The sequence below is a fragment of the Pseudomonas sp. NPDC089534 genome (genome assembly GCF_044749305.1).
GTDB lineage: Bacteria > Pseudomonadota > Gammaproteobacteria > Pseudomonadales > Pseudomonadaceae > Aquipseudomonas > Aquipseudomonas ekonensis.
Genome location: NZ_JBIVHR010000052.1, coordinates 22,470 through 43,777, shown reverse-complemented (window position 1 = coordinate 43,777; position 21,308 = coordinate 22,470). Strand labels below are relative to the sequence as shown.

General features: G+C 59.7%; 16 protein-coding genes and 2 pseudogenes. 12 read left to right on the top strand and 6 right to left on the bottom strand.

Annotation, left to right across the window (positions count from 1 at the left end):
- The 11 genes and pseudogenes from tssD to ACIP0B_RS17025 all read left to right on the top strand — a co-directional run.
- Window positions 1–236 (top strand): type VI secretion system tube protein TssD (tssD, locus tag ACIP0B_RS17075; RefSeq protein ID WP_400834003.1); only part of this gene is annotated, 236 nt, incomplete at its 5' end.
- Between the two features lie 129 nt (window positions 237–365).
- Entirely contained in the window at window positions 366–2,408 is a 2,043-nt protein-coding gene (gene tssI / locus ACIP0B_RS17070; RefSeq protein ID WP_400834001.1) for a type VI secretion system tip protein TssI/VgrG, read from the top strand.
- Window positions 2,398–3,135 (top strand): DUF4123 domain-containing protein, encoded by a 738-nt coding sequence (locus tag ACIP0B_RS17065; protein ID WP_400833998.1) that lies wholly within the window; start codon window positions 2,398–2,400, stop codon window positions 3,133–3,135. Before tssI ends, ACIP0B_RS17065 begins: the two co-directional genes overlap by 11 nt.
- Window positions 3,135–7,943 carry an RHS repeat-associated core domain-containing protein gene (locus ACIP0B_RS17060; RefSeq protein WP_400833995.1) on the top strand — a complete coding sequence of 1,603 codons (4,809 nt, stop codon included), beginning with the start codon at window positions 3,135–3,137 and terminating at the stop codon, window positions 7,941–7,943. Before ACIP0B_RS17065 ends, ACIP0B_RS17060 begins: the two co-directional genes overlap by 1 nt.
- A 13-nt stretch (window positions 7,944–7,956) precedes the next feature.
- The gene (locus ACIP0B_RS17055; protein ID WP_400833992.1) at window positions 7,957–8,379 is read left to right on the top strand and encodes a HEAT repeat domain-containing protein; all 423 of its coding nucleotides are present in this window, start codon (window positions 7,957–7,959) and stop codon (window positions 8,377–8,379) included.
- Between the two features lie 249 nt (window positions 8,380–8,628).
- Entirely contained in the window at window positions 8,629–8,925 is a 297-nt protein-coding gene (locus ACIP0B_RS17050) for a hypothetical protein (protein WP_400833990.1), read from the top strand.
- A 131-nt stretch (window positions 8,926–9,056) separates the two neighbouring features.
- Window positions 9,057–9,308: pseudogene (locus ACIP0B_RS17045) on the top strand (transposase); the annotation flags it as partial.
- A 52-nt stretch (window positions 9,309–9,360) separates the two neighbouring features.
- Window positions 9,361–9,756: a hypothetical protein gene (locus ACIP0B_RS17040; RefSeq protein ID WP_400833987.1), complete on the top strand. Its 396-nt coding sequence runs from the start codon at window positions 9,361–9,363 to the stop codon at window positions 9,754–9,756.
- A gap of 681 nt (window positions 9,757–10,437) precedes the next feature.
- Window positions 10,438–10,902, top strand: a pseudogene (locus tag ACIP0B_RS17035) (RHS repeat-associated core domain-containing protein); the annotation flags it as partial.
- A gap of 302 nt (window positions 10,903–11,204) precedes the next feature.
- Window positions 11,205–11,636, top strand: a complete 432-nt coding sequence (locus ACIP0B_RS17030) for a hypothetical protein (protein WP_400833984.1) — start codon at window positions 11,205–11,207, stop codon at window positions 11,634–11,636.
- Between the two features lie 152 nt (window positions 11,637–11,788).
- Window positions 11,789–12,814 carry a hypothetical protein gene (locus tag ACIP0B_RS17025; RefSeq protein WP_400833981.1) on the top strand — a complete coding sequence of 342 codons (1,026 nt, stop codon included), beginning with the start codon at window positions 11,789–11,791 and terminating at the stop codon, window positions 12,812–12,814.
- Window positions 12,815–12,869: 55 nt separating this feature from the next.
- Here the strand turns inward: ACIP0B_RS17025 and ACIP0B_RS17020 are convergent, their stop codons facing one another.
- Complete coding sequence (locus ACIP0B_RS17020) at window positions 12,870–13,844, bottom strand: sel1 repeat family protein (RefSeq protein ID WP_400833979.1); 975 nt, start codon at window positions 13,842–13,844, stop codon at window positions 12,870–12,872.
- Window positions 13,845–13,896: 52 nt separating this feature from the next.
- On the bottom strand, window positions 13,897–14,712 hold the full coding sequence (locus ACIP0B_RS17015; RefSeq protein ID WP_400833976.1) for a VanW family protein: 816 nt from the start codon (window positions 14,710–14,712) through the stop codon (window positions 13,897–13,899).
- A 232-nt stretch (window positions 14,713–14,944) separates the two neighbouring features.
- Between ACIP0B_RS17015 and ACIP0B_RS17010 the strand changes: the two genes are divergently transcribed.
- On the top strand, window positions 14,945–15,766 hold the full coding sequence (locus tag ACIP0B_RS17010) for a glycosyltransferase (protein WP_400834009.1): 822 nt from the start codon (window positions 14,945–14,947) through the stop codon (window positions 15,764–15,766).
- Window positions 15,767–16,097: 331 nt separating this feature from the next.
- Here the strand turns inward: ACIP0B_RS17010 and ACIP0B_RS17005 are convergent, their stop codons facing one another.
- From ACIP0B_RS17005 to ACIP0B_RS16990, 4 genes are all read right to left on the bottom strand, one after another.
- Window positions 16,098–16,682, bottom strand: a complete 585-nt coding sequence (locus ACIP0B_RS17005; RefSeq protein ID WP_400833974.1) for a hypothetical protein — start codon at window positions 16,680–16,682, stop codon at window positions 16,098–16,100.
- Window positions 16,683–16,832: 150 nt separating this feature from the next.
- Window positions 16,833–17,903, bottom strand: coding sequence for a lipocalin-like domain-containing protein (locus ACIP0B_RS17000; RefSeq protein WP_400833971.1), 1,071 nt, complete (start codon window positions 17,901–17,903; stop codon window positions 16,833–16,835).
- Window positions 17,893–20,364, bottom strand: a complete 2,472-nt coding sequence (locus ACIP0B_RS16995; protein ID WP_400833968.1) for an FtsX-like permease family protein — start codon at window positions 20,362–20,364, stop codon at window positions 17,893–17,895. Before ACIP0B_RS16995 ends, ACIP0B_RS17000 begins: the two co-directional genes overlap by 11 nt.
- Window positions 20,361–21,014, bottom strand: coding sequence for an ABC transporter ATP-binding protein (locus ACIP0B_RS16990; RefSeq protein ID WP_400833965.1), 654 nt, complete (start codon window positions 21,012–21,014; stop codon window positions 20,361–20,363). The genes ACIP0B_RS16995 and ACIP0B_RS16990 overlap by 4 nt, the downstream gene beginning before the upstream one ends.
- Window positions 21,015–21,308: the final 294 nt, after the last annotated feature.

The following is a 21,308-nucleotide window of genomic DNA, read 5'->3' as shown; positions in this document are numbered from 1 at the left end:
TCGATCACGGTCCTGCCGTTCCAGAACCTCAAGGCACCCAAGAGCACTACTACACCACCAAACTGGAAGACGCGATCATCGTCGCCATCAACAACAAAATGCACAACTGCCAGGATCCAGGCAACTCGCACTTCACCCACCTGGAAGAAGTGCAGTTCACCTACCGCAAAATCACCTGGACCCACGAAGTATCCGGTACTTCGGGTTCCGATGACTGGCGTGCTCCAGTCGTTTAATTACGGCTGACCGCTACACGCATCGACCAGCCCTGCTGGTCGATGTTGTTTACGCACCTCCAGAATTTCGCGTGCGTCGGATCGCTTGACGAAGACCGACGGGCGCCGCTGCAGCACGAGGAACAAGGGATGTTCGCGCCGGCCAACGAAACACATTTTGCCCTGACCATCGAAGGCCTTTCCGCCGACTTCCAGGTATTCACCCTGCAAGGCCGCGAAGCCGTCAGCGAGCCGTTCGCCTTCCAGGTGGAGCTGGTCAGTGAGCAGCCGTCGCTGGACCTCGAGACCCTGCTGCACAAACCGGCCTTCCTGCAGCTGTCGCCCGACGGCAGCGGCATCCACGGCCTGATCTACCGCGCCGCGCAAGGCGACTCCGGCAAGCGCCTGACCCGCTACTCCGTGACCCTGCGCCCGCAGTTGGCCTACCTTGCGCACCGGATCAACCAGCGCATCTTCCAGAACCTCAGCGTGCCGAAGATCATCGGCAAGGTGCTGGAGGAACACGGCATCCAGGCCAACGCCTACGAATTCAAGACCGGTTCGGTCTATCCCGAGCGGATCTACTGCGTGCAGTACGACGAGTCGGACCTGCACTTCATCCAGCGCCTGTGCGAAGAGGAAGGCATCCACTTCCACTTCCAGCACAGCGCCACGGCCCACAAGCTGGTGTTCGGCGATGACCAGACGGTGTTCCCGAAACTGGCGCCCGTGGCCTACCAGCAAGACTCCGGCATGGTCGCCAGCGACCCGGTGATCAAGCGCTTCGACCTGCGCCTGGAAACCCGCACCAGCCGCACCACCCGCCGCGACTACGACTTCGAGAAGCCGCGCCTGACCCTCGAGAGCGAGAACCGCGGCGACGCCCTGCCCGACCTCGAGGACTACGACTACCCGGGCCGCTTCATCGACCGCGAGCGCGGCAAGCACCTGGCCAAGCGCGCCCTGGAGCGCCACCGCAGCGACTTCCGCCTCGCCGAGGGCAAGAGCGACCAGCCGCGCCTGGTCAGCGGCCACTTCCTGGCCCTGACGGCGCACCCCAAGGCGCAGTGGAACGACCTCTGGCTGCTCACCGAAATCCTCCACGAAGGCAAGCAGCCGCAGGTGCTGGAAGAGTCGGTGACCAGCGACACCACGGCGCTCAAGGACGACTTCCACCAGGGCTACCGCAACCGCTTCCAGGCCACCCCGTGGGACGTGCCCAACCGCCCGCCCCTGCGCCACCCGAAGCCGCGCATCCTCGGCAGCCAGAGCGCCGTGGTCACAGGACCCAAGGGCGAAGAGATCCACTGCGACCAGTACGGCCGCGTCAAGGTGCAGTTCCACTGGGACCGCGAAGGCCAGGCCGACGACAAGACCACCTGCTGGCTGCGCGTCTCCTCGGCGTGGGCCGGCGCCCAGTACGGCGGCATCGCCATCCCGCGCATCGGCATGGAAGTGCTGGTCACCTTCCTTGAGGGCGACCCCGACCAGCCATTGGTCAGCGGCTGCCTGTACCACAAGGAAAACACCGTCCCCTACGCCCTGCCGGCCAACAAGACCCGCAGCACCTTCAAAACCCTCAGCTCCATGGGCGGAGGCGGCTTCAACGAGCTGCGCATCGAGGACAAGAAAGGCCAGGAGCAGATCTTCCTGCACGCCCAGCGCGACTGGGACGAGAACGTCGAGCACGACCAGAAGATCCGCGTCGGCAACGAGCGCCACGACACCGTCGAGAAGAACAGCTACAGCGAGTTCAAGGCCGAGGAGCACCACACCGTCTACGAGGACCGCAAGGTCGAGGCCCGGGCCAACGACCACCTGACCGTAGGCGTCAACCAGCACATCAAGATCGGCACCGGCCAGTTCATCGACGCCGGCCAGGAGATCCACCTGAGCAGCGGCCTGAAGGTCGTGCTCGAGGCCGGCAGCGAACTGACCCTGGTCGGCGGCGGCAGCTTCATCAAGATCGACGGCGGCGGCGTGACCATGAGCGGCCCGGCGATCAACATCAACTCCGGCGGCGGCCCGGGCAGCGGCACCGGCGCCGCCCCGCTGATGCCCGGCGCGCTGAAACAGGCCGACGCCGATAAGGCCGGCGCCGTGCTCACCCCGGCGCAGGTCAACACCCTCAAACGCAACGCGCCGTTCTGCGAAGAATGCGAAAAATGCAAGGCAGGTGCCTGTGCCATCTGATCGACTGACACCCCACGACTGGCTGACCCGCCAACCCCTGCAGACCGGCGAACGCCTGTACCTGATCATCAGCGCCGCCAGCGACGCCGACGGCCTGAAAACCCTGTACATGAGCGAACCCGCCACCCAGCTCGTGCCGATCTGGAACGACACCCTCTACGCCAGCTGGAAACCGGTGATGCCCTACGTCACCGAGCTCAAGCCCAACTCCCCGTTCCTGCCCTGGATCGCCGACACCGACGCCCTCGACTGGGGCTGGCTGGCCGTCTCCCGCAGCGAACCGGACGAAGTCTTCGAGCACCTGCGCAGCCTCACCCAAGTGAAGATGCCGGACGGGACCGAGGTGTTCTTCCGCTTCTGGGACGGCCGGCACATCCACCCGATCCTCAAGGGGCTGGGTGAAGCGGCCGGGGAACTGCTGCCGGTATTCGAGCGCTACCTGATCAACGGGCAAAGCCTGGAGGTCGGGCCGCGGGTGGTGAGGAAGGCGAAGGACTGGCCGTGGTGGGAGGTGCCGAAGGGGTTGTTGGATGGGCTGGCCAAGGACAATCCGACCACGCTGATCAGCAACCTCATGCAATGGCTGGAGGAGGAACGCCCGGACCTCTACACCGCCTGGCCCGAGAACAACCTGAAACACAAGATCGCCCGTTTCGTACGTCGCCCGGATGCTCCGGACAACCTTAAAGAAGCACTGTTAAACCACCTGATTCTGGAGCAAGGCTGATGATCGCAAAGGAACGCATTGAGTTCATTGACGGACAACTCAACTCCTTCAAAGACAGCCTGAAGCTGTACCAGGAACAAACCAAGACCTGGTATGCAAGAGCCGCAGACAAGGGCAGCCGAGCCGCTGACCTGCCGTCCCTGCTCGGCATGGAGCGAGTGATCAAAGTCGGCAACACCAGCAAGTCGGTGAGCATGACAGATGGCGACTTCACCTCAAACGTCGCTCAGTGCCCGCTGAAAGGGCCGTTGCTCATCGAGAGCAAATTCGAATCGGTGTATGACATTCCGGTGGGTGACATCGAAGTCGAAATCGTCGCCGTGGAGGGTGGTGCTGTCAGCAAAGTCAAACTGGACGCCAAAGGTAAGGCTAGCTGGACGGGAGGCATTCCTGGCAAGTACTACAAGATCCGCGTTCACAATGAAGTGACTCCAGCGCAAATCGATGCCTTGTTCAACTCTTACAAGGGCATTACAGCTGACCTGGAAGGCTTTCTGCGCAAGGAGTGGGCCGGCTTCAAACCGCAATGGTCAACCTTATCGGCATCCGCCATGGTGATGTCTGTTGGTAAAGGCATTCTTGAAGGTGGCTGGGAGGCCATCAAGGGCGTGTGGGACGGCATCAGCCTGGTTCTGGACATCCTTCAGGATCCCGGAAAGTTCAAGGAAGATCTCGGCGCCGGCACTCAAAAGCTGATTGACCTGGCCAAGCAGTCACCGGAGGTCATGAAAAAGGCCATGCTGCTCGCCAGCGACGAAGCGGCATTGTTTCTGCTGGTGCGGAGTGCCGTGATCTGGTTGGCAGGTTTGCCGCCGACCAAACTGGCAGGCGAGTCGGCGAAGATGACTACGGCTGCAGTCGTCGGCATTGCCATCGATATCGTGATCGGGATCGTACTGACCATCGCGGCCGAAGGCACAGGGATTATCTATCTCGCCGCGCGACTGAAGAAGTACGGCGAGATTCTCATCAAGGCCGTGATTGGCTTTGTCGAGTCCGTGTTCAAGATCATCAAAGGCTTCATGGAGTATGTCGCCAAATACACGGCCGTGGCGGCGCGTGGTGTGACGGCCAAGGTAAGAAACGGCATTTCTGAACTGCGTTTTGATGGAAAGAGAAACGCGACGCTCGGTAGAGGCAAAGCCGGTGACGATGCTGCCAAACAGGCTAAGACACCTGCCGACAAGAGCGCAGAGCCAGCTGCCGGAACCTGCACCGATGGATGTCCGGTATCGATGGTCACCGGTGAAGAACTGCTGACGCTTACCGACGGCCAACTCGACGGGCTGCTGCCGTTTGAATGGACGCGCCTGTACAGAACCAGCGCAGTGGAAATCGATTGTGGGCTGGGCCATGGCTGGAGTCATGCACTCGCGCACCGGATCGAAATCGTGGGCGACGAGGTCATCTGGACTGACCATGAAAACCGCTCCACGCCTTTCCCGCTCCCCAGTGAACAGCGTCCGGCCATCACCAACAGCCTCTCGCGGGCAGCCATTTTCCTGGGTGACGATCCGTCCGAACTGATTCTGGCCCAAGCAAGCAAGCGCCCGACGTTTTACCACTTCCGCTTCAACAGCAAAGGCGCAACCCTGATCGCCATCAGCGACAGCTACGGCAATCGGCTGCACGTCACGCGGGACATCCACGGACGCATCAAGCGCCTCGACAACGGCGCGGGCCGCGCCCTGCTGCTGCGTTACGACCGCAAGCACATCGTCGCAATCGATTATCAGCAGTTCCTTCCGGCGGACAACCTCGAAGACGCCTGGAACACCGTCCAAACGCTGGTCACCTACAGCTACGACGCTCAAAGCCGGTTGATTGAGGCGAAGAACACCGCAGGGGAAGCCGAACGTTATCGCTACAACGATCAACATGTGATTCTGGAAAGGCAACTGGCTGGCGGAGCGGCCTTCTTCTGGGAATGGGAGCACGAAGGCAAGCTCGCTCGCTGCATCCATCACTGGGCGAATTTCTCGCAGATGGATACGCACTACGCCTGGGATGACAAAGGCACCGTAACCGTCACCAACGCCGATGGCAGTGAAGAAATCTACACCCACGACGACAAGGCCCGCCTGGTCAGCAAGGTCGATCCGGACGGTGCCGAGCATCTGAAGGCCTACAACGACAAAGGCCAGCTGATCGCCGAAAAGGATCCGCTGGGCGCCGTGACCGAGTACCGGTACGACGATGAGGGGTTGATGACTGCGGTCATCCCTCCTGAAGATGAAGCCATCACCTACGAATACAGCAATGGCTTCGTCAGCGACGTGCATCGCGGGAAGGCCAGCTGGAAGTATCAGCGCAACAAGCAAGGCGACGTCACCCGGCAAATCGACCCGGACGGTCATGCCACGCTCTACAGCTACGACCGACAAGGCCAATTGCTGGAAATCACGCATCCCGACGGCAGCCGCCATCAGTTGGGCTGGAACAACCTTGGCCAACTGCTGGAAGAGCGCCTGCCCGACGGCGGGCAACGCAAGTACCGTTACGATGCCATGGGCCGCCAGATCACCCGTCAGGAAGAGTCCGGCGCCATCACCCAGTACCAGTGGGACAACGCCAATCGCCTGTCGCAGGTGACGTTGCCCGGTGGCGCGACGCGCGCGTTCACCTACAACGCCTATGGCAACGTGACAGCTGAACGCGACGAGCTCGGCCGCATCACCCGCTACGAGTACGCCGACAACCTGCACCTGGTCAGCCGCCGCATCAACCCGGACGGCAGCCAGTTGCGCTACCGCTACGACAATGCCGGTCTGCTGCTCACCGACATCGAAAACGAGCGCGGCGAGCACTACCGCCTCGACTACTACAGCAACGGCCTAATCCAGCAGGAAACCGGCTTCGACGGCCGCCGCACCGCCTACGAATACGACCTCAACCGCCAACTGCTGAAGAAGACCGAGTTCGGCGACGACGCCAGCGAGTTGGTCACCGAATACCAGCGCGACGCCGCCGGCCGCCTGCTGGTGAAGACCCTGCCTGACGGCGAGGAAATCCACTACAGCTACGACGCCCTCGGCCGCCTGGTCAGCGTCGACGACGGCCACTGGCCCCTCGCGTATGAGTACGACGTACAAGATCGCCTGATTACCGAACACCAGGGTTGGGGTACCACGCGCTACGAGTACGACAGCGTCGGCCAGCTTAAGCATTGCCGCCTCCCCGACGGCAGCACGCTCGACTACCGCCACCTGCCGGGTGGCCAGCTCAGCGGCATCGACCTCAACGGCTCCCGCCTGACCCGCCACCAGTTCAGCGCCGGCCGCGAACAGCAACGCCAGCAAGGCCTGCTGCTCAGCCAATACCAGTACGACGAACAGGGCCGGCTGCAAGCCCACAGCGTCAGCCAGCGCGACAAGAACCTGTTCCAGCGCCGCTACGCCTACGACGCCAACGGCAACCTCGCCGGCATCAACGACAGCCGCAAGGGCAACCGCAGCTTCCACTACGACCCGCTCGACCGCCTCATCAGCGTGCGCGGCGCCACCCCGGAAAGCTTCGCCCACGACCCCGCCGGCAACCTCCTCGGCCAGAACGACCTGCCCGTCGCCAACCTGGCCAACGTCAAGGGCAACCGCCTGCTGATGCAGGGCGACCGCCACTACGACTACGACGCCCACGGCAACCTGATCCGCGAACGCCGCGGCGCCGGCCAGAAGCTCGTCACCGAGTACCGCTACGACGCCCAGCACCGCCTGGTCGGCGTCACCCTGCCCGGCGGCAGCACCGCCAGCTACAAATACGACGCCTTCGGCCGCCGGATCGAGAAGACCGTCGACGGCCACACCACCGAGTTCCTCTGGCAAGGCGAACGCCTGATCGCCGAAAGCGCGGACAACCGCTACCGCAGCTACATCTACGAACCCGGCACCTTCCGCCCGCTCGCGATGCTCGACGGCGAAGGCCCGCGCCGGGCCACGCCGTTCTACTACCAGCTCGACCACCTCGGCACCCCGCAGGAACTCACCGACTACAGCGGCGAGATCATGTGGTCGGCCAAATACCGTGCCTACGGCAACCTCGCCGCCCTCGACGTGGCCGAAATCGACAACCCGCTGCGCTTCCAGGGCCAGTACTTCGACGCAGAGACGGGCCTACACTACAACCGCCATCGCTACTACAATCCGGGGACTGGACGGTTCCTGACGCCGGATCCGATCAAGCTGGCGGGTGGGTTGAACAACTACCAGTACGTGCCTAACCCTACGGGGTGGGTGGATCCGTTGGGGTTGAATAGTTGCCCAGGTACAAAATCCGAATCTCCAGATGGAAAAAAACCGGATGACTCTCAAAAATCTGAGCACGATGAAGGTAAAGTTCCACCTGACCCATACAATCGCCCATATACCGGTCCAATACCTGCACAAATGCAGAGCAAGATATTGTTCGGCACACGTAGCCCAAACAGCAACAAACCAATTGGCGGTCACTCACCCGAGGTACTAACGTCCCCTAACCACCAAATGACTGTTTTACAGACAAACCCAGACGGAACAATAAAAGTCGAAGATTTCAAGATGATTCTTGAGCGAAAAGACGGAACCATTGGCATGTCGGCAAAAAAAGGTGGAAAGCACACACTCGCTCCGAAGACATGGAGTAATGAAAAAATATTGTGGGTAACTGATGAAGTAGCGGCAACACCGGGCGTTGTCATGCGTGAAGTTGACGGAGTCACCACTACGCTACATACAAAAACGGTAGATGGTGTCCAGTGGCAAGTACTAAAAGACAATGGAGTTGTCACATCTTCATTCCCTGCCGGCGATGCTCCCATGTCGCCGCCTATCTAATTTAAGGTAAATCATGAGCAGCAAAGCGTATGAAGAATACAACTACTGGCTTGGGCCAAACGAAGACAGCAACTGGAATGAGTATATTACAGAGCAGGTAGCTAGAGGCGTACTGGGAAAATTCAGCACTGACGATTGGAAACAGCTAAATGATTCGATCCTCTCAAAAGAAGAATATTGGCAGGAAAGAAGTGCTGCTGCACTTGGGGAGCAACGTTCGACTTATGCAATTGAAATATTAAAGAAACTCTTAGACTCTTCATTCATCGAAGTATCAATAGCTGCAGCATCAGAGCTGGATTGGGCCGACACTCAAATCGAGAGCAAATACTTTGAAAGAATACAAGCAATTATTAATACACTAACCCGCGAAGATCTCGAATCCTATCCGGAGCTTGAGAGCCTGCTAGAAAAAGCAAAGCATTCAAAATTTTAAGCCACAGCCTCAAAAAGCATTAGATCGATTCATCCTCATAAAAACTTTGAGAGGAGTCAGCCCTGACTTGAAGTCTGTTTAACTTTGACTTTCTCCCACAATCATTGAAGAAAACCGAACTCAACGACAGCGCCAGCGAACTGGTGAACGAGTGCCAGCGCGCCGCCGGAGGCAGCCTAGTCTGCGTCGACGACAACCACTGAAGGGCAATCTAAAACTTGAAAATCAAACTTTCACCCGGAGAAAATAATGCTTGATGAAAACAAAAAAATAGTACTCTCTGGAGATGACGCTCTCGATACCTTAGCAGAGATTGAATTTATTTTAATCTCACTTCACAAAATTGGCAGCTACTACGCCGATAAACCAATCGAAGAGTACCAAAAAGCGACGACTGACTTTATCGATGATGAAAACATAACTCAGCGCCTTGCAAAAATTCGAAAAAACATCAGCTCAAGTTTTGACTCAACGATCGGAGAGGATGACATGGATGATATCGAACGCCACATGGAGAACATTAAGTTCTGGAAACCCACAAATTAGGCTCTGTCTGAAATCCCAGGAAACTGAAATGTGCCCCCGGATCGGTCTAGGTTTTGTACAGTCGCCGACCATCTACGGAAAGTAATTCTGTGATGGCAAAGCGTTATTAACACTCGGATGAAGCGTGGGCAGTGGTAGCCGATCTTTTTACGGCAACCCATGTAAGAGACAGACCTCGCAGCAATGATCGCTTGATGCTCGATGGCGTGCTTCGGGTGCGCTGCTCAGAAGCAGCCTGGTGAGATATACCTGAGCGTTTCGGATCTTGGGCAACGGTCTATCACCGCTTCCTAGTCTGGCGAAACGGAGGAACATTTGATCAGATGCTTAGACGGCTGCACCTCAGACTCAATGACAAAGGCCTGATTGATCCTCACACCTGGATCGGTTTCTGCCGCAGGATCCGATCAAGCTGGATCCCTTTGAGGGACAGAAATGAACAGTATAAAGAAGATACCGAGAAAGGTTTGGTGGGGACTGGAGGCAAAATCCTATACCGAAATAGCTCAGGAACTTCCTACCGCAGATGAAAAACTGAGACGATGGGTTGCGATCTATGCTGTATACCATCTTGATTTTGACAATAGATTTCCAGGAGAGCGCTACTATAATTTCCTAGAAAGCGCAAAGGGTTCAAAATACGTAATTGTAGATTTCACCCTGCCGATTCACATTCTAGAAAAAAGAGATAGCATCGGAGCAAGCGATACAACAATTACCAACTGCAAAAAACTTGACACCGAAGAAGAAATCGATCTCTTTCTACAAAATAACAATATCGATCCTGAACTATTTACTCCCCCTTGGACATGCGAGTACCCATTAGATTAATAGTACGCCCCCTGCATATAGTTCCGCACGAGTTCAAGGATAAAGATGACGAATAGGGCTGCCTGCTGGCCTATAGCGTATAGCTAGTGCGACAAGAACCACCTGCTTCAGCGCCACTACACCTACGATGCCCACGGCAACCTTATCCAGCTATGCGACACTTTTAACTACATCCAAAAGATGGAAAAATCATTCGATTCTACCGACCAAACCAATTTGCGGGTCAAAATGAGTAACGATCTTACGATCCCACGCGCCGTTTGGTTCGGGCTGGAGGGGAAAGGCTATGACAATATCGCGCAAGAGCTTAAATCTGAATACCCACTACTTAGAACGTGGGCTTCCATATATGCAATTTACAAGTACAAAATAACAACACCGCACCAATACTACGACTTCATACACAACACAAAGGATTCACGCTTTGTGATCGTAGTTTTTACAATCCCCAAAAAAACCATTGAAACTAGCGACGGAATCGATGACAGAGACATTACGATAGTCAATTTAGAAGAAGCAAACTCAGAAGCCGAACTATACAAACACCTAGAGCACCTAAATATAAACCCTACCCTTTTCACGCCACCATGGAAATGTGACTACCCGTTATAGCCCACAACATGAGTTATAAAGCCAGCTTCCTCAGAGGAAAGCTCAAATATTTTTTGGCTTAGTACCTAACCGGGCACCATCCACCCCCTCGCGATGCTCGAAGGCGAGGGTCCACGCCGGGCCACGCCGTTCTACTACCAGCTGGATCACCTCGGCCCCCCGCAGGAACTCACCGACTACAGCGGCGAGATCCTGTGGTCGGCCAAATACCGCGCCTACGGCAACCTCGCCGCCCTCGACGTGGCCGAAATCGACAACCCGCTGCGCTTCCAGGGCCAGTACTTCGACGCGGAGACAGGCCTACACTACAACCGCCATCGCTACTACAATCCGGGGACTGGACGGTTCCTGACACCGGATCCGATCAAGCTGGCGGGTGGGTTGAACAACTACCAGTACGTGCCTAACCCTACGGGGTGGGTGGATCCGTTGGGGTTGAATGGGTGTCCCGGTGCTGGTGATGGAAAACCAACAAAACCTTCGGAACCCCCATCAGCTAAAGCAACTGTAAATGAAGGATCTCCACCACCACCTACTCCTCCCCAAAAGGATAAGTGGAGCCGAGAGCCTAAGAGCATTCAGGATCAGATGACACTTAATGCTGCAAAGGAAGGACATGGCGTAATGATTATTGAGGGTCTCAAGGACCCAAATTTCAAAGGAATGGAAAAATGGGAGTTGAAGGTAAAGTCCAAGAACGGAAATGACTCCGTGGTTCACTATGTCCGCGACCCAGAGACCGGCAACCTAATGGACTTCAAATTTAAAAAACACAGCACTGACGATATAAAACCTTGGGGTAACGACCCATCAGTACCACCTGGAGTTTTTGAATAATGAAAGTACTTTGCAAATTCAACAACATAAACCAGACAACATCAGAAACTGCTTTGAGACTCAAAAAATACGTCTCAATGCCTGACGGAGAGCTAGATCTCGAGACAGGGAAGGAATACGTTGTTTACGGTATAGAATTCCGAGACAACTACCCTTGGCTTTATATATGTTCGGAAGATAGCGATGAGTATCCTAGACTTTTTTCGGCGGAACTTTTCGAAATAATCGATCCGACTTTATCAAGCTACTGGAGCCTTAGCCTCCCAGACACTGATAACAGGCAAAAAAGCAAGTTGGTCTTTAACGAATGGGCCACAAACCCAATCTTCTACGAATACCTTGTTGACGGCAACGAGTGGGCAGCATCAACATTCTCAAAATATAAAGCGCTAATTAACGAAGAGCAGCAGAAAGCGCCAAGCAAGCACTAAAACTCGCCAACCAAAAAATAATAGTTACTTAGCTATTTTTCTGTCCACCTTTCACTGGCGTCCTCACGAAACAACTCAACAATCTTTCTCCACTTCCCCCATCATCCAAACAAGCTTCTCTCTAAATCCGGAATCTCTCAAAGGACTGCCTCTTGCCCAACCTGACACACCCCCTAACCCTCACCCTCGCACTGTTCCTCTCTCTCAACGCCTCCGCACTCTCACTGCACTCCGAACAACGCCCTGACGGCACCACGGCATTGTTGCTCACGAATGCCCCTGCCCCGGCCGGCACACCAAACCTCAACGAGGATCCGGCCATTCGATCGGTGTTGGTCGACTTCCTTGGTTATGCAACCGGCAGCTACACCAACGACAAGACCATGATCGTGCAACAGGTGCTCGAAGCCCTGGATTCGGAGTATTCAGCCGTTGAAGAGGGCCTGCCGTCGGGCCGTTCGATGGTCACGGCCATGAACGACGGCAACAATGGTCGTGATCGCGCTGCGTTGCTGCTGAATGAAAAGGGGCAACTGATGGCCCTCGGCCTGGTGAACGGCCATTGCACCGTCAAATCCAGTGAGGAACCGGTGACCTGCAACGACCTGCCTGACACCGTGCTGACGGTTTTCCAGCCCAAAGGCGCCAACAAGTCGGACGCTGAACCGCTGATCGCCTGGAGCAAGCAGTTGCCGCCCCTGTTGGCGATCCGGGCCGAAAGCGACGATCCCGAGACGCGCGCCGCTGCGCAGAAGATCGCAACGGTCGAGTATGTTTCCACCGACCCGGAAAAAGGCGCCTGGAGCGCCGCGCAACTGCCCTCCGACTTTCCCAAGGCAATGCTTCCGATGCTTCCGAAGCGCGCTCACTTGATCGGCGCCGGCGCACACGGTGAGTTCACCACACCGGGCATGGAAGGCACGCCGATGGACGGTGACTGGGATAAGATGGCTGGCCGGCCTCGGCATGAGTTTGAGGTGATTCTGCGCACCTATTCCGACTATGCCGATGTCCTGGACTTCTATAAGCAACAGGCCAAAGACGCGCAGATCAGCGGCAACGAGAGGAAAGCCTTGGTCGAAGGCTACATCGGCGGCGGCACTTACAAAGTCGAGATCCGCAATCGAGAAGCGGAAGGAACTATCATCACCTTGTCTGCCTGGAAACAAGAAGTCTGAATTGAGTACCGATGCAGGGGCGAGAACTGCCTCGCCCCTGCATGCAAGCTTGGCCTCAAAGGTTATTTAACGCTTCTTCAGCCCCCGGTGCCGAGCGCTCATACGCCTTCAGCATCCAGAACTTGGCCTTGGACTTACTCTTGGGTAATCCACCCCGCCCTTGCGCGTACATGCTCCCCAATGCCAATTGTGCTTTGCCGAAGTTGGCATCGGCCGACTTGCGATAGAGCTTGGCTGCTTCACGCTCGTTGCGCTTCGTTCCGGTTCCTTGCTCAAGCATTTGCGCCATTTCGTACTGGGCGTACTCGTTTCCTTGTGCGGCAGACTTGCCGTACCACTCAAAGGCACCAGCTTCATCCTTTTCAACACCCCGTCCCGCGGCCAGCACTTCGGCAAAGTCGAACTGTCCAGAGTCATTCCCTGTCTCGGCGTACTTGCGAAGCCACTTGGCAGCGACGACATCATCCTGAGGAACCTCCTTTCCGCTTTGGTAAATCGCCCCCAACAACATGTATGCCGAGGGGTATCCGCTCTCCGCTGCCTGGTGGTAATACGCCAGAGCCTTGTCCATATCCTTGAGGTTCTTTATCGATCGGCCGCCCCGATGGTAAATCTGCGCCAGATTGAATTGGGCTTGCGCATTGCCTTGCTCCGCAGCCTTGAGATACCAGACAACTGCTGCGTCCTCACCTTCCACGCTCCAGTCCGAGCTCAATTCGTTGCCCAGTTCAACTTGTGCTTCCGCAATGCCTTGTTCGGCGGGTTTACGGAACCACTGCTCGGGCATTCCCGGCGACCACCGTTCGACGACTTCGCAAAGATCTTCCTGAATGGCTTTGCCGAACTCCAGTTGCGCATTCAGATCGCCCGTGACGGCTTGTTCATGCAAACGCTCCGAGTGAGGCAGGCATTCACCCTTTTTCATTGCGTCATAAAGTTCACGCGGTTCCTGCGCCCACAGGCTGGAAGAGACGAACAATGTGAAAAGCGTGGTGCCAGCCACGCTGAAAGCTTTGAAACTACGGTTCATTGATACTCCCTGTACATCAGTCAAATTCCATCAAACAAAACAACAAATACGGCTAGCTCACCTCAAACACCTCCCCCTCCACCGAATACTTCACCACCACCCGATTCCGATAAAGCCTCTCCCTCTCCACCAACGCCCCCACCTGCCCCTTCTCCCGCACCTCCCGCCAGATCTCGTTCTTACGAAACACCCTACCCCCCTCACGCACAAACCGATGCCCGCACTCAAACACGTGATACCGGTAAGCCCGCTCCCGGTCACACAGCAATTCCCCTTCCAGTTGCTGTTCCCCCACGTTCAGCTTCAACTGAAAGTGTCGGTCCGTGGGGTTGTGCAGCACCAGGTCGATGTAGTTGTAGAAGATGGCGGCGCCGGAGCCGAAGGGCAGGATGCGGCCGTCGTCCGGAAAGGGGTCGAAGCTGTGGTTGGCGCGTTCGGTGACCACCAGGGGCGAATGGATGGCCATCCAGTGGATCAGGTTGCTGAGTTGGCAGATGCCGCCGCCGACGCCTTGGCGGGCTTCGCCGAAGGACAGTTCCATGCCTTCGACGTAGCCGCGCCGGCGGGTCGGGCGGCCGACCAGGCGGCAGAAGGAGAAGTGTTCGCCGGGGGCGATGACGACGCCGTCGAGGGCGGCGACCGCCAGTCTGAGGTTGATGACTTTGTTGTGTTGCAGGGCCAGGTCCGAGTCGCCGAGTTTGCGGATCAGTTTCGAGGTGTGCTTGAGGTAGCGGAACGGCAGGCGTTCGGCGGTGCGTCGCTGCGCGTAGCGGCGGCTGGAGCAGTGCCAGGCGATGTGGCGGAACAGCCGTTTTTGCCACACCCGCAGCCAATACAGGACGGGGTGGTAGAGGGACAGTGGTTTCATCCGTGACGCAACGGCGTGGGCCGTTTTCTTCCTTGAGCTGAAATGGGGGCGGCGCATCTTAACGCACCGCCCTGCCCGGCCGCCAAACGCCGTAACATCTCCGGCGCCCGCCGGCGCCGCAAAATTAAGTTTGAACTAAGGTTGCCCCGCTACCTTGCGCTCCAGAAAGCGGCGCCCGTGAACGAATCGGCCGTCGCCCACCCTGCCATTGCCTTTCAAATGGGTCGTCATGATGAGCGCGTTGGATTTGCCCGCCGGACAGCATCCGGACTTCAGCCTAGTACTGGTGAACTACAAGACCCCGGACATCACCCGGATGTGCCTGGAGCTTCTGCGCCAGCACGTCGTTGAACATCGGATTCCGGTGTGGGTGGTCGATAACGACTCCGCGGACGAAAGCCTCGATTACTTGCGTTCGCTCGACTGGATCAACTTGATCGAACGCCCGGCCGTGCCGTCGGAGCCGGGCCATATCGCCCATGGCAAGGCACTTGATCTCGCCTTGGCGCAAGTGCAGACCGACTATCTGTTCCTGTTGCACACCGACACTTTTGTCTATGACCCCGCTATCTTCCCGTTGATGATGCGCGAGTGCACCAAGTTGCCGGACATGGCGGCGGTCGGTTGCGTCGAGCAGATCGACCGGGGTGCGCTCAGGGATGCGTGGCGTTTATCGTCGCGTTACTTCAAGCATTACTTCCGTCGGGCCAAACAACGCATCGGTTTGCCTTCCAGAGAACCCAAGCCATACCGGGAAACGCACTTGAAGAGTTTCTGCACCTTGTGGAATGCGCGTTTGATCAAAGCCAACGCTTTGCACTTCTCGATGGATGACCGGGTGCCCGGATATACCCTGCAAGACCGCATGGTCGGCTTGGGATATGGGGTGAAGTTTCTGTCGCCGCGCACGGTCTTCCGCTACCTGGATCATATCCAGGCCGGCACGGTGGCGGCTTCGGGCCGCTATGGCAACGGCCACCGGCGCACCAGGATGTATCACAGCGCACTCAGTCGGTTTGAGTTGCGCCAAGGCTTGGGGACAGCCAAAAGTTGAGGCCAATAAAAAGGGCGACTGTTCAGTCGCCCTTTTTTTGTATCCGGAATTCCTGCCGGTCAATGCCGGTCAAGGTGTTCGCCCAGTGTAATGGCCTGGCAATCCATGCACCGGTAAAGAGCCCTGACACTGGGCGAACGGGAAGGATTTTAATGGAATTTGGCGGATATGTCGTGCTGATTAAACATGAAATTTATGTACGAAAAAGTTAATAGCGCGCTGTCGTCGATATTTCCCGACAAACTTGCATAACTCACCGAATGGAACATTTTCATATGACTGTTCTCATACCATTACTTGTACAAGAACAGTCATCTTGTAGAGTCAACACTCAACTTTCATGTTGAGTGGTCACTTTTAATACATCGGTGTAAGTGACCACGACGCTTTGGCCGACTTTGAGGTTTTTAAGTTTGGCCTTAATTTCAGGCTTTTCGACGCTGAGGGTTTTCGACTGGCCGGACGGGTTTTCCAGGGTGACCTGGTTTTTCGCCAAATCAATTCTGGTGATTTTCAGCTCCACCTGCACCTGCCGGAATGCCTCGCCGCCAGGGTTGGGGGTGCCCGGGGCGTTGCGCAGTTCGCCGGTGCGCTCGGTGGCGCCAGGCAGACCTTTATCCACGTCGGTGTCCAGATAAGCGGCGACGGAATGGGTGACTTCGAGGTTCACCTGATCGCCGACCTTGAGGTTGCCGAGGTTTTTCGCGTTGTCGCTGAGCTGGATGTGAACCTCGCGGCCTTCGGCGCCTTCCAGGACCACCTGATGCTTGGCCGCGTCGACCGACAGCACTTTGGTGGTGACCTGATCGGCTTCGACCGTGGCGGACAGCGGAATGTCGGCGGCGTGCGCCGTCAGGCCGGCGGTGGACAGGACGGCAGCGAGGGCCATGGCTTGGGTGAGTGCGTGGAGCTTCATAGGCGGTACGTTCCCTGTGATGGATGGCAGCGCCCGGCAACGGGCGTGGGGTTGAGCATAGACGCTGTCCCTGCCGACGCCATCGCCAGCAGGCTGGCTCCCACAGGTTGCGGGGCGTTCGCCAATGCTGCGTTCTGACTTCGGCAGCCTTCAATACCCGGTCATCTCAAGGTAACCCTGCCCGCCGTGGCTGCCGCTCAGGCGCACCGGGCCTTCCCAGTAAGGAATGCGCAAACCCATCCAGGCGTTGGGGTTGAGGGCGTCGAGGGTGAGGTCGAGGCGTTTGTCGGGAATGGCCACCGACCAGCGCACCGGCATCGACCGGCCGGCGACCTTCGCCGTGTCTTTGGGGGTCAGGACGATCTGCGCGGCGGACAGCGTCTGCGGCTGGCCGTCGGCGCCGATCCACGTTCCGGTGAGGTACGGCGCGCCGTCCTTCTGGCGCATGCGGTACAGCATCACCTGCTCGCCGCTGTCCAGGTGCAGGGAGAACCAGTCCCAGCCGGTCTGCTCGGCGGTCAGGGGCTGGCTGCTCCATTCGCGGTCGAGCCAGGCCGGGCCGCTGACGGTGTAACGCTGGCCGTCGATCTGCAGTGTGCCGTCGGCCTGGAAGAAAGGCTGGCTGTAGTAGTACGACGCCTGGCCTTGCTCGGACTTGCGGCTGTAGCCCTGATCGCCCTGCAACACCGGCGGCCGGTCCGCCGTGAGGTGCAACCGATAGCTGAAGGATTTGTCCTGGGCGCTGAGTTGCAGGTCGTTCAACGCATCCCCCGCTTGCTCGGCGAAACGCCACTCGTCGATCCACGCCTCGAACGGCGCCAGCCGCACCCCGGCCTGCCCGGTGCCGCCGCGGGCGTAGCGCTCGGCGGCATGATGGACGCCGGCGGACGTCACCGCCGCATGGCCCAGCCAGATGGTCTGGTTGGCCCAGCCCGGCTGCGGTGCAGCGGCGCTGAGGGCGCTGCGGAACAAGGTCCATTGCACGCCGAATTCGTTGCCCTGCCCGTCCTTGAGGTTGGCGGTGACGTACCACCATTCGATGCGGAACCCCTCGTGGGGGCCATGATCCGCCGGGAAGCTGAACACGCGCCCCGGCACCACCGGCGTGAACGCCTGCGCCTGGTTGCCAAGGCCAGCGAAGCCCTTTTGCTCCGGCGCAGGCTCGCCGCAGCCGGCAAGCAGCGACAGCACAAGCACCAGGGCCGCCAGATCAATCCTCATGGGCAAAGGTCCTCAGCAGATCCGCCGGCTGCGTGCGGTACAACGCGTACAGCGGCCACGCCGAAGCCAACAGCGTCGCCAGCAGCGCGAGCCCCATCAGTTGCAGCAACTGCAAAGGAAAAACCCGCAGCGGCAGGCGCCAACCGAACGCCTGCACGTTGATCACCGCGTCCAGGCACCACGCCAGTCCGATGCCCAGCGGCAGCGCCACCAGCAGCGTCAACACCGCCAGCAGCCAGGTCTGGCCGAGGTTGAGCAGCATCAGCCCGCGCCGGGTCACGCCCAGCGCCCACAGCGGTGCGAGCTGGCCGAGGCGGCTCTGGCTCTGGGTCAGCAGGCTGATGAACAGCGCCACCCCGGCCACCGCCAGCGTCAGGCTGTTGAGCGCCGCCGTCGCGGCGAAGGTGCGCTCGAAGACCTGCACCGACCAGCCCTTGAGCCGCGCCTGATCGACGATGCGGGAATCGTCGAGCCGGAACCGCGCCTGCAAGGCGTCGAGCAACGCCGGGATCTTCGCCGGATCGATCCGCAGGTTGAAGCGGTTCGGCGTCAGTTGCGGCCAGTTGCGCAGCAAGTGGGCGCTGTTGACCAGCACATGGCCTTTGGGATTGCCGTAGTCGGCATAGATGCCCACCACCCTTGGCGACCACGGCCCGCCCGGCGTCGGGATCGTCAGTCGATCCCCCGGGCGCACCTTCAGCCGACGGGCCAGCTGTTCACTGAGCATCACCGCGTCGTCCGCCGCCAGCGACGCCCAGGGATCGTCGCCCCTGGCCTCCAGCAGCGGCCAATGCTGGCGGTAGTGCGGGTGGTCGATCACGCCGAACACCTCTGTCGGCCAACCTTGCAGCGTCACCGCCACCTGCCAGTTGGGCAGCACCGCCGTCACCTCCGGTCGCTGGCGCAGCCAACTGTAGAGTTCCCGGGACTGGGCCGGGTTGACGGGGTTCAGGTACAGCTCGGCGGTCAGGCGCTGTTCGAGCCAGTCGTTGAACGTTTGGCGGAACCCGGCCGTCATGCTGCCGGCGCCGATGTTCGCCGCCATGGCCAGCAGCAAGGCCATGAGGGCCAGGCTCAGCGCCGGCAACTGCTGCCGGCAATCGGCGACGAACCATTGGCCCAGCACCGAACGGCTGCGCGCGGACAGCCCCTTGAGCAGCGCACTGAGCAACACCGGCAGCGCCAACGCGGCGCCGAGCAGCAGGCCGGCCAGCACCATGAAGCCGCTGGCCAGGCTGTCGCCCCACAGCAGCGCGCCGAGCGCCACCGCCCCCAGCACGAACGCCACCCGACCCTGACGCCGCAACCAGCGCGCATGCTGCTGATGCCAGGCCTGGGGATCGGCCACCGCCAGCAGCGGCAGACGCGCCGCCCGCAGCAGGCTGCTGGCCCCGGCCAACAGCGCGCCGAGCAGGCTCAAGCCAATCCCGCTGAACCACCACCAGGGGCTCAGCCGCAACTGCCCGGCCACTTCCGCCCCGTACAATCCGCGCAGGCTGGCCGCCACATCCGGCAGCAGCACGCTCGCCAGCCAATAGCCGCTGGCCACACCCAACACGCCGCCCATCAGCGCCAACGCGCCCAGTTCGATGACCAGGCCGGCGATCAGCAGCCGCGCGCTGACCCCGCAGGCGCGCAGGGTGCGCAGCAGCCCACGGCGCTGCTCCAGCGCCAGGCCGATGGCGGCATGCACGATGAACAGGCCGACGACGAACGACAGAAACCCCAACGCGTCGAGGTTCAGGTGAAAGCTGTCGGTGAGCCGCGCCAGGTTGTTTTCCTCACCGCTGCCCTTGAGCTGCAGCAGCCCCTTGAACCCGGCCGGCAGATCGCCCTGGAAACCGGCGGGCAGCCACAGGCGCGTCAGTTGATCGGGCTGATCGAGGACGGTTTGCGCGACGCCGATGTCCACCAGCAGCACGCCGGGGGCCATGTCCGCTTGAGCCCGCAGCGGCGGCAACGCCCGACCGTTCTCGGCCTGGGGCATGTCGCCTTCTTGCAGGTTCAGCGCGTGCAGGGTTTCAGGTGCGATCCAGGTGCTTCCCGGCGGGCTGAAGAATTCGACGATGCGCTCGATCGGCATCGCCTGCCCCGCCACGGCGCTGTCCGCCGGCAGCGACACCGGCTCGATGCCCATCAATTGCAGGCGCTGGCTGTCGTGGCCCTTGAGGATCAACCGGCCCTGCAGCACCGGCGACACCGGCCAGCCCTGGCGGCGCAGGTCGACGAACCATTGCTGCGGGAACGGCGCGCCGTTCGGCGAGACGAGGCTGGCCTGGGGCTCGCCGCCGATCAGCCGGCTGGCGCGGGCATAGCTGTCGCGGGCCTGGCTGTTGAGCGCCTCGACACCGGTCAGCAGCCCGGTGGCCAGCCACAGGCCGGTCAGCACGCTGAAGAACTGCACCGGGTGGCGCCGCCAGTGGCTGAGCAGCGCGGCCAGCGCGTACCGCAGCACCGTCACGTCAAGCGACCGTTGGACAGCACCGCCCGTTCGGCCAGCCGGGCCGCCACGCGTGTGCTGTGGGTGACCATCAGCAAGGTGGTGGGCGTGTCGTCGAGCAGTTCCAGCAGCAGGCGCAGCACCTCGTCGCTGGTGGTTTCGTCGAGGCTGCCGGTGGGTTCGTCGGCCAGCAGCAGCGTCGGCTGCGCCGCCAGCGCCCGGCCCAGCGCCACCCGTTGCTGCTGGCCGCCGGACAGTTGCTCCGGATAACGCTGGAGCAGCCCGCCCAGGCCCAGGCGCTGCACCAGGTGGTTCTGCCAGCGAGGGTCATGCCGCCCGGCCAGCCGCGCCTGGAACGCCAGGTTGTCTTCGACCCGCAGGCTGCCGATCAGGTTGTACTGCTGAAACACCAGGCCGATCTCCGTGCGCCGCCAACGGGCCAGCTGCGCCTCGTTCATTTCGTCGAGCCGGTGGCCGCCGCTGCGGATGCGGCCGCGATCGACCTTGTCGAGCCCGGCGATCAGGTGCAGCAACGTGCTCTTGCCGCTGCCGGACTCGCCCATCAGCGCCAGGCTGGTGCCGGGCCTGAGCGACAGGTCGACGCCTTGCAGCACGGGCAGCGTGCCCTGGGGCGTGGGGTAGCTTTTGAAGACGTCTTGAACTTCGAGCATGCCGGCATCCGGGCGATCCGTGTGGGGCAAGGATAGCGGATCGCCGGTCGGCCGGTGCTAAAGGGGTTGCCTGTGCTGAAGGGCTTGCCTGTGCTGAAGGGCTTGCCTGTGCTGGAGGGCTAGCCAGTGCTGGAGGGTCTACCTGTGGCGAGGGAGCTTGCTCCCGCTGGGGCGCGCAGCGCCCCCAAAAAGCCAGGGCCTGCTTCGCAGTCCAGCGGGAGCAAGCTCCCTCGCCACACCACCACCACCACCACCACCACCACCACCACCACCACCACCACCACCACCACCACC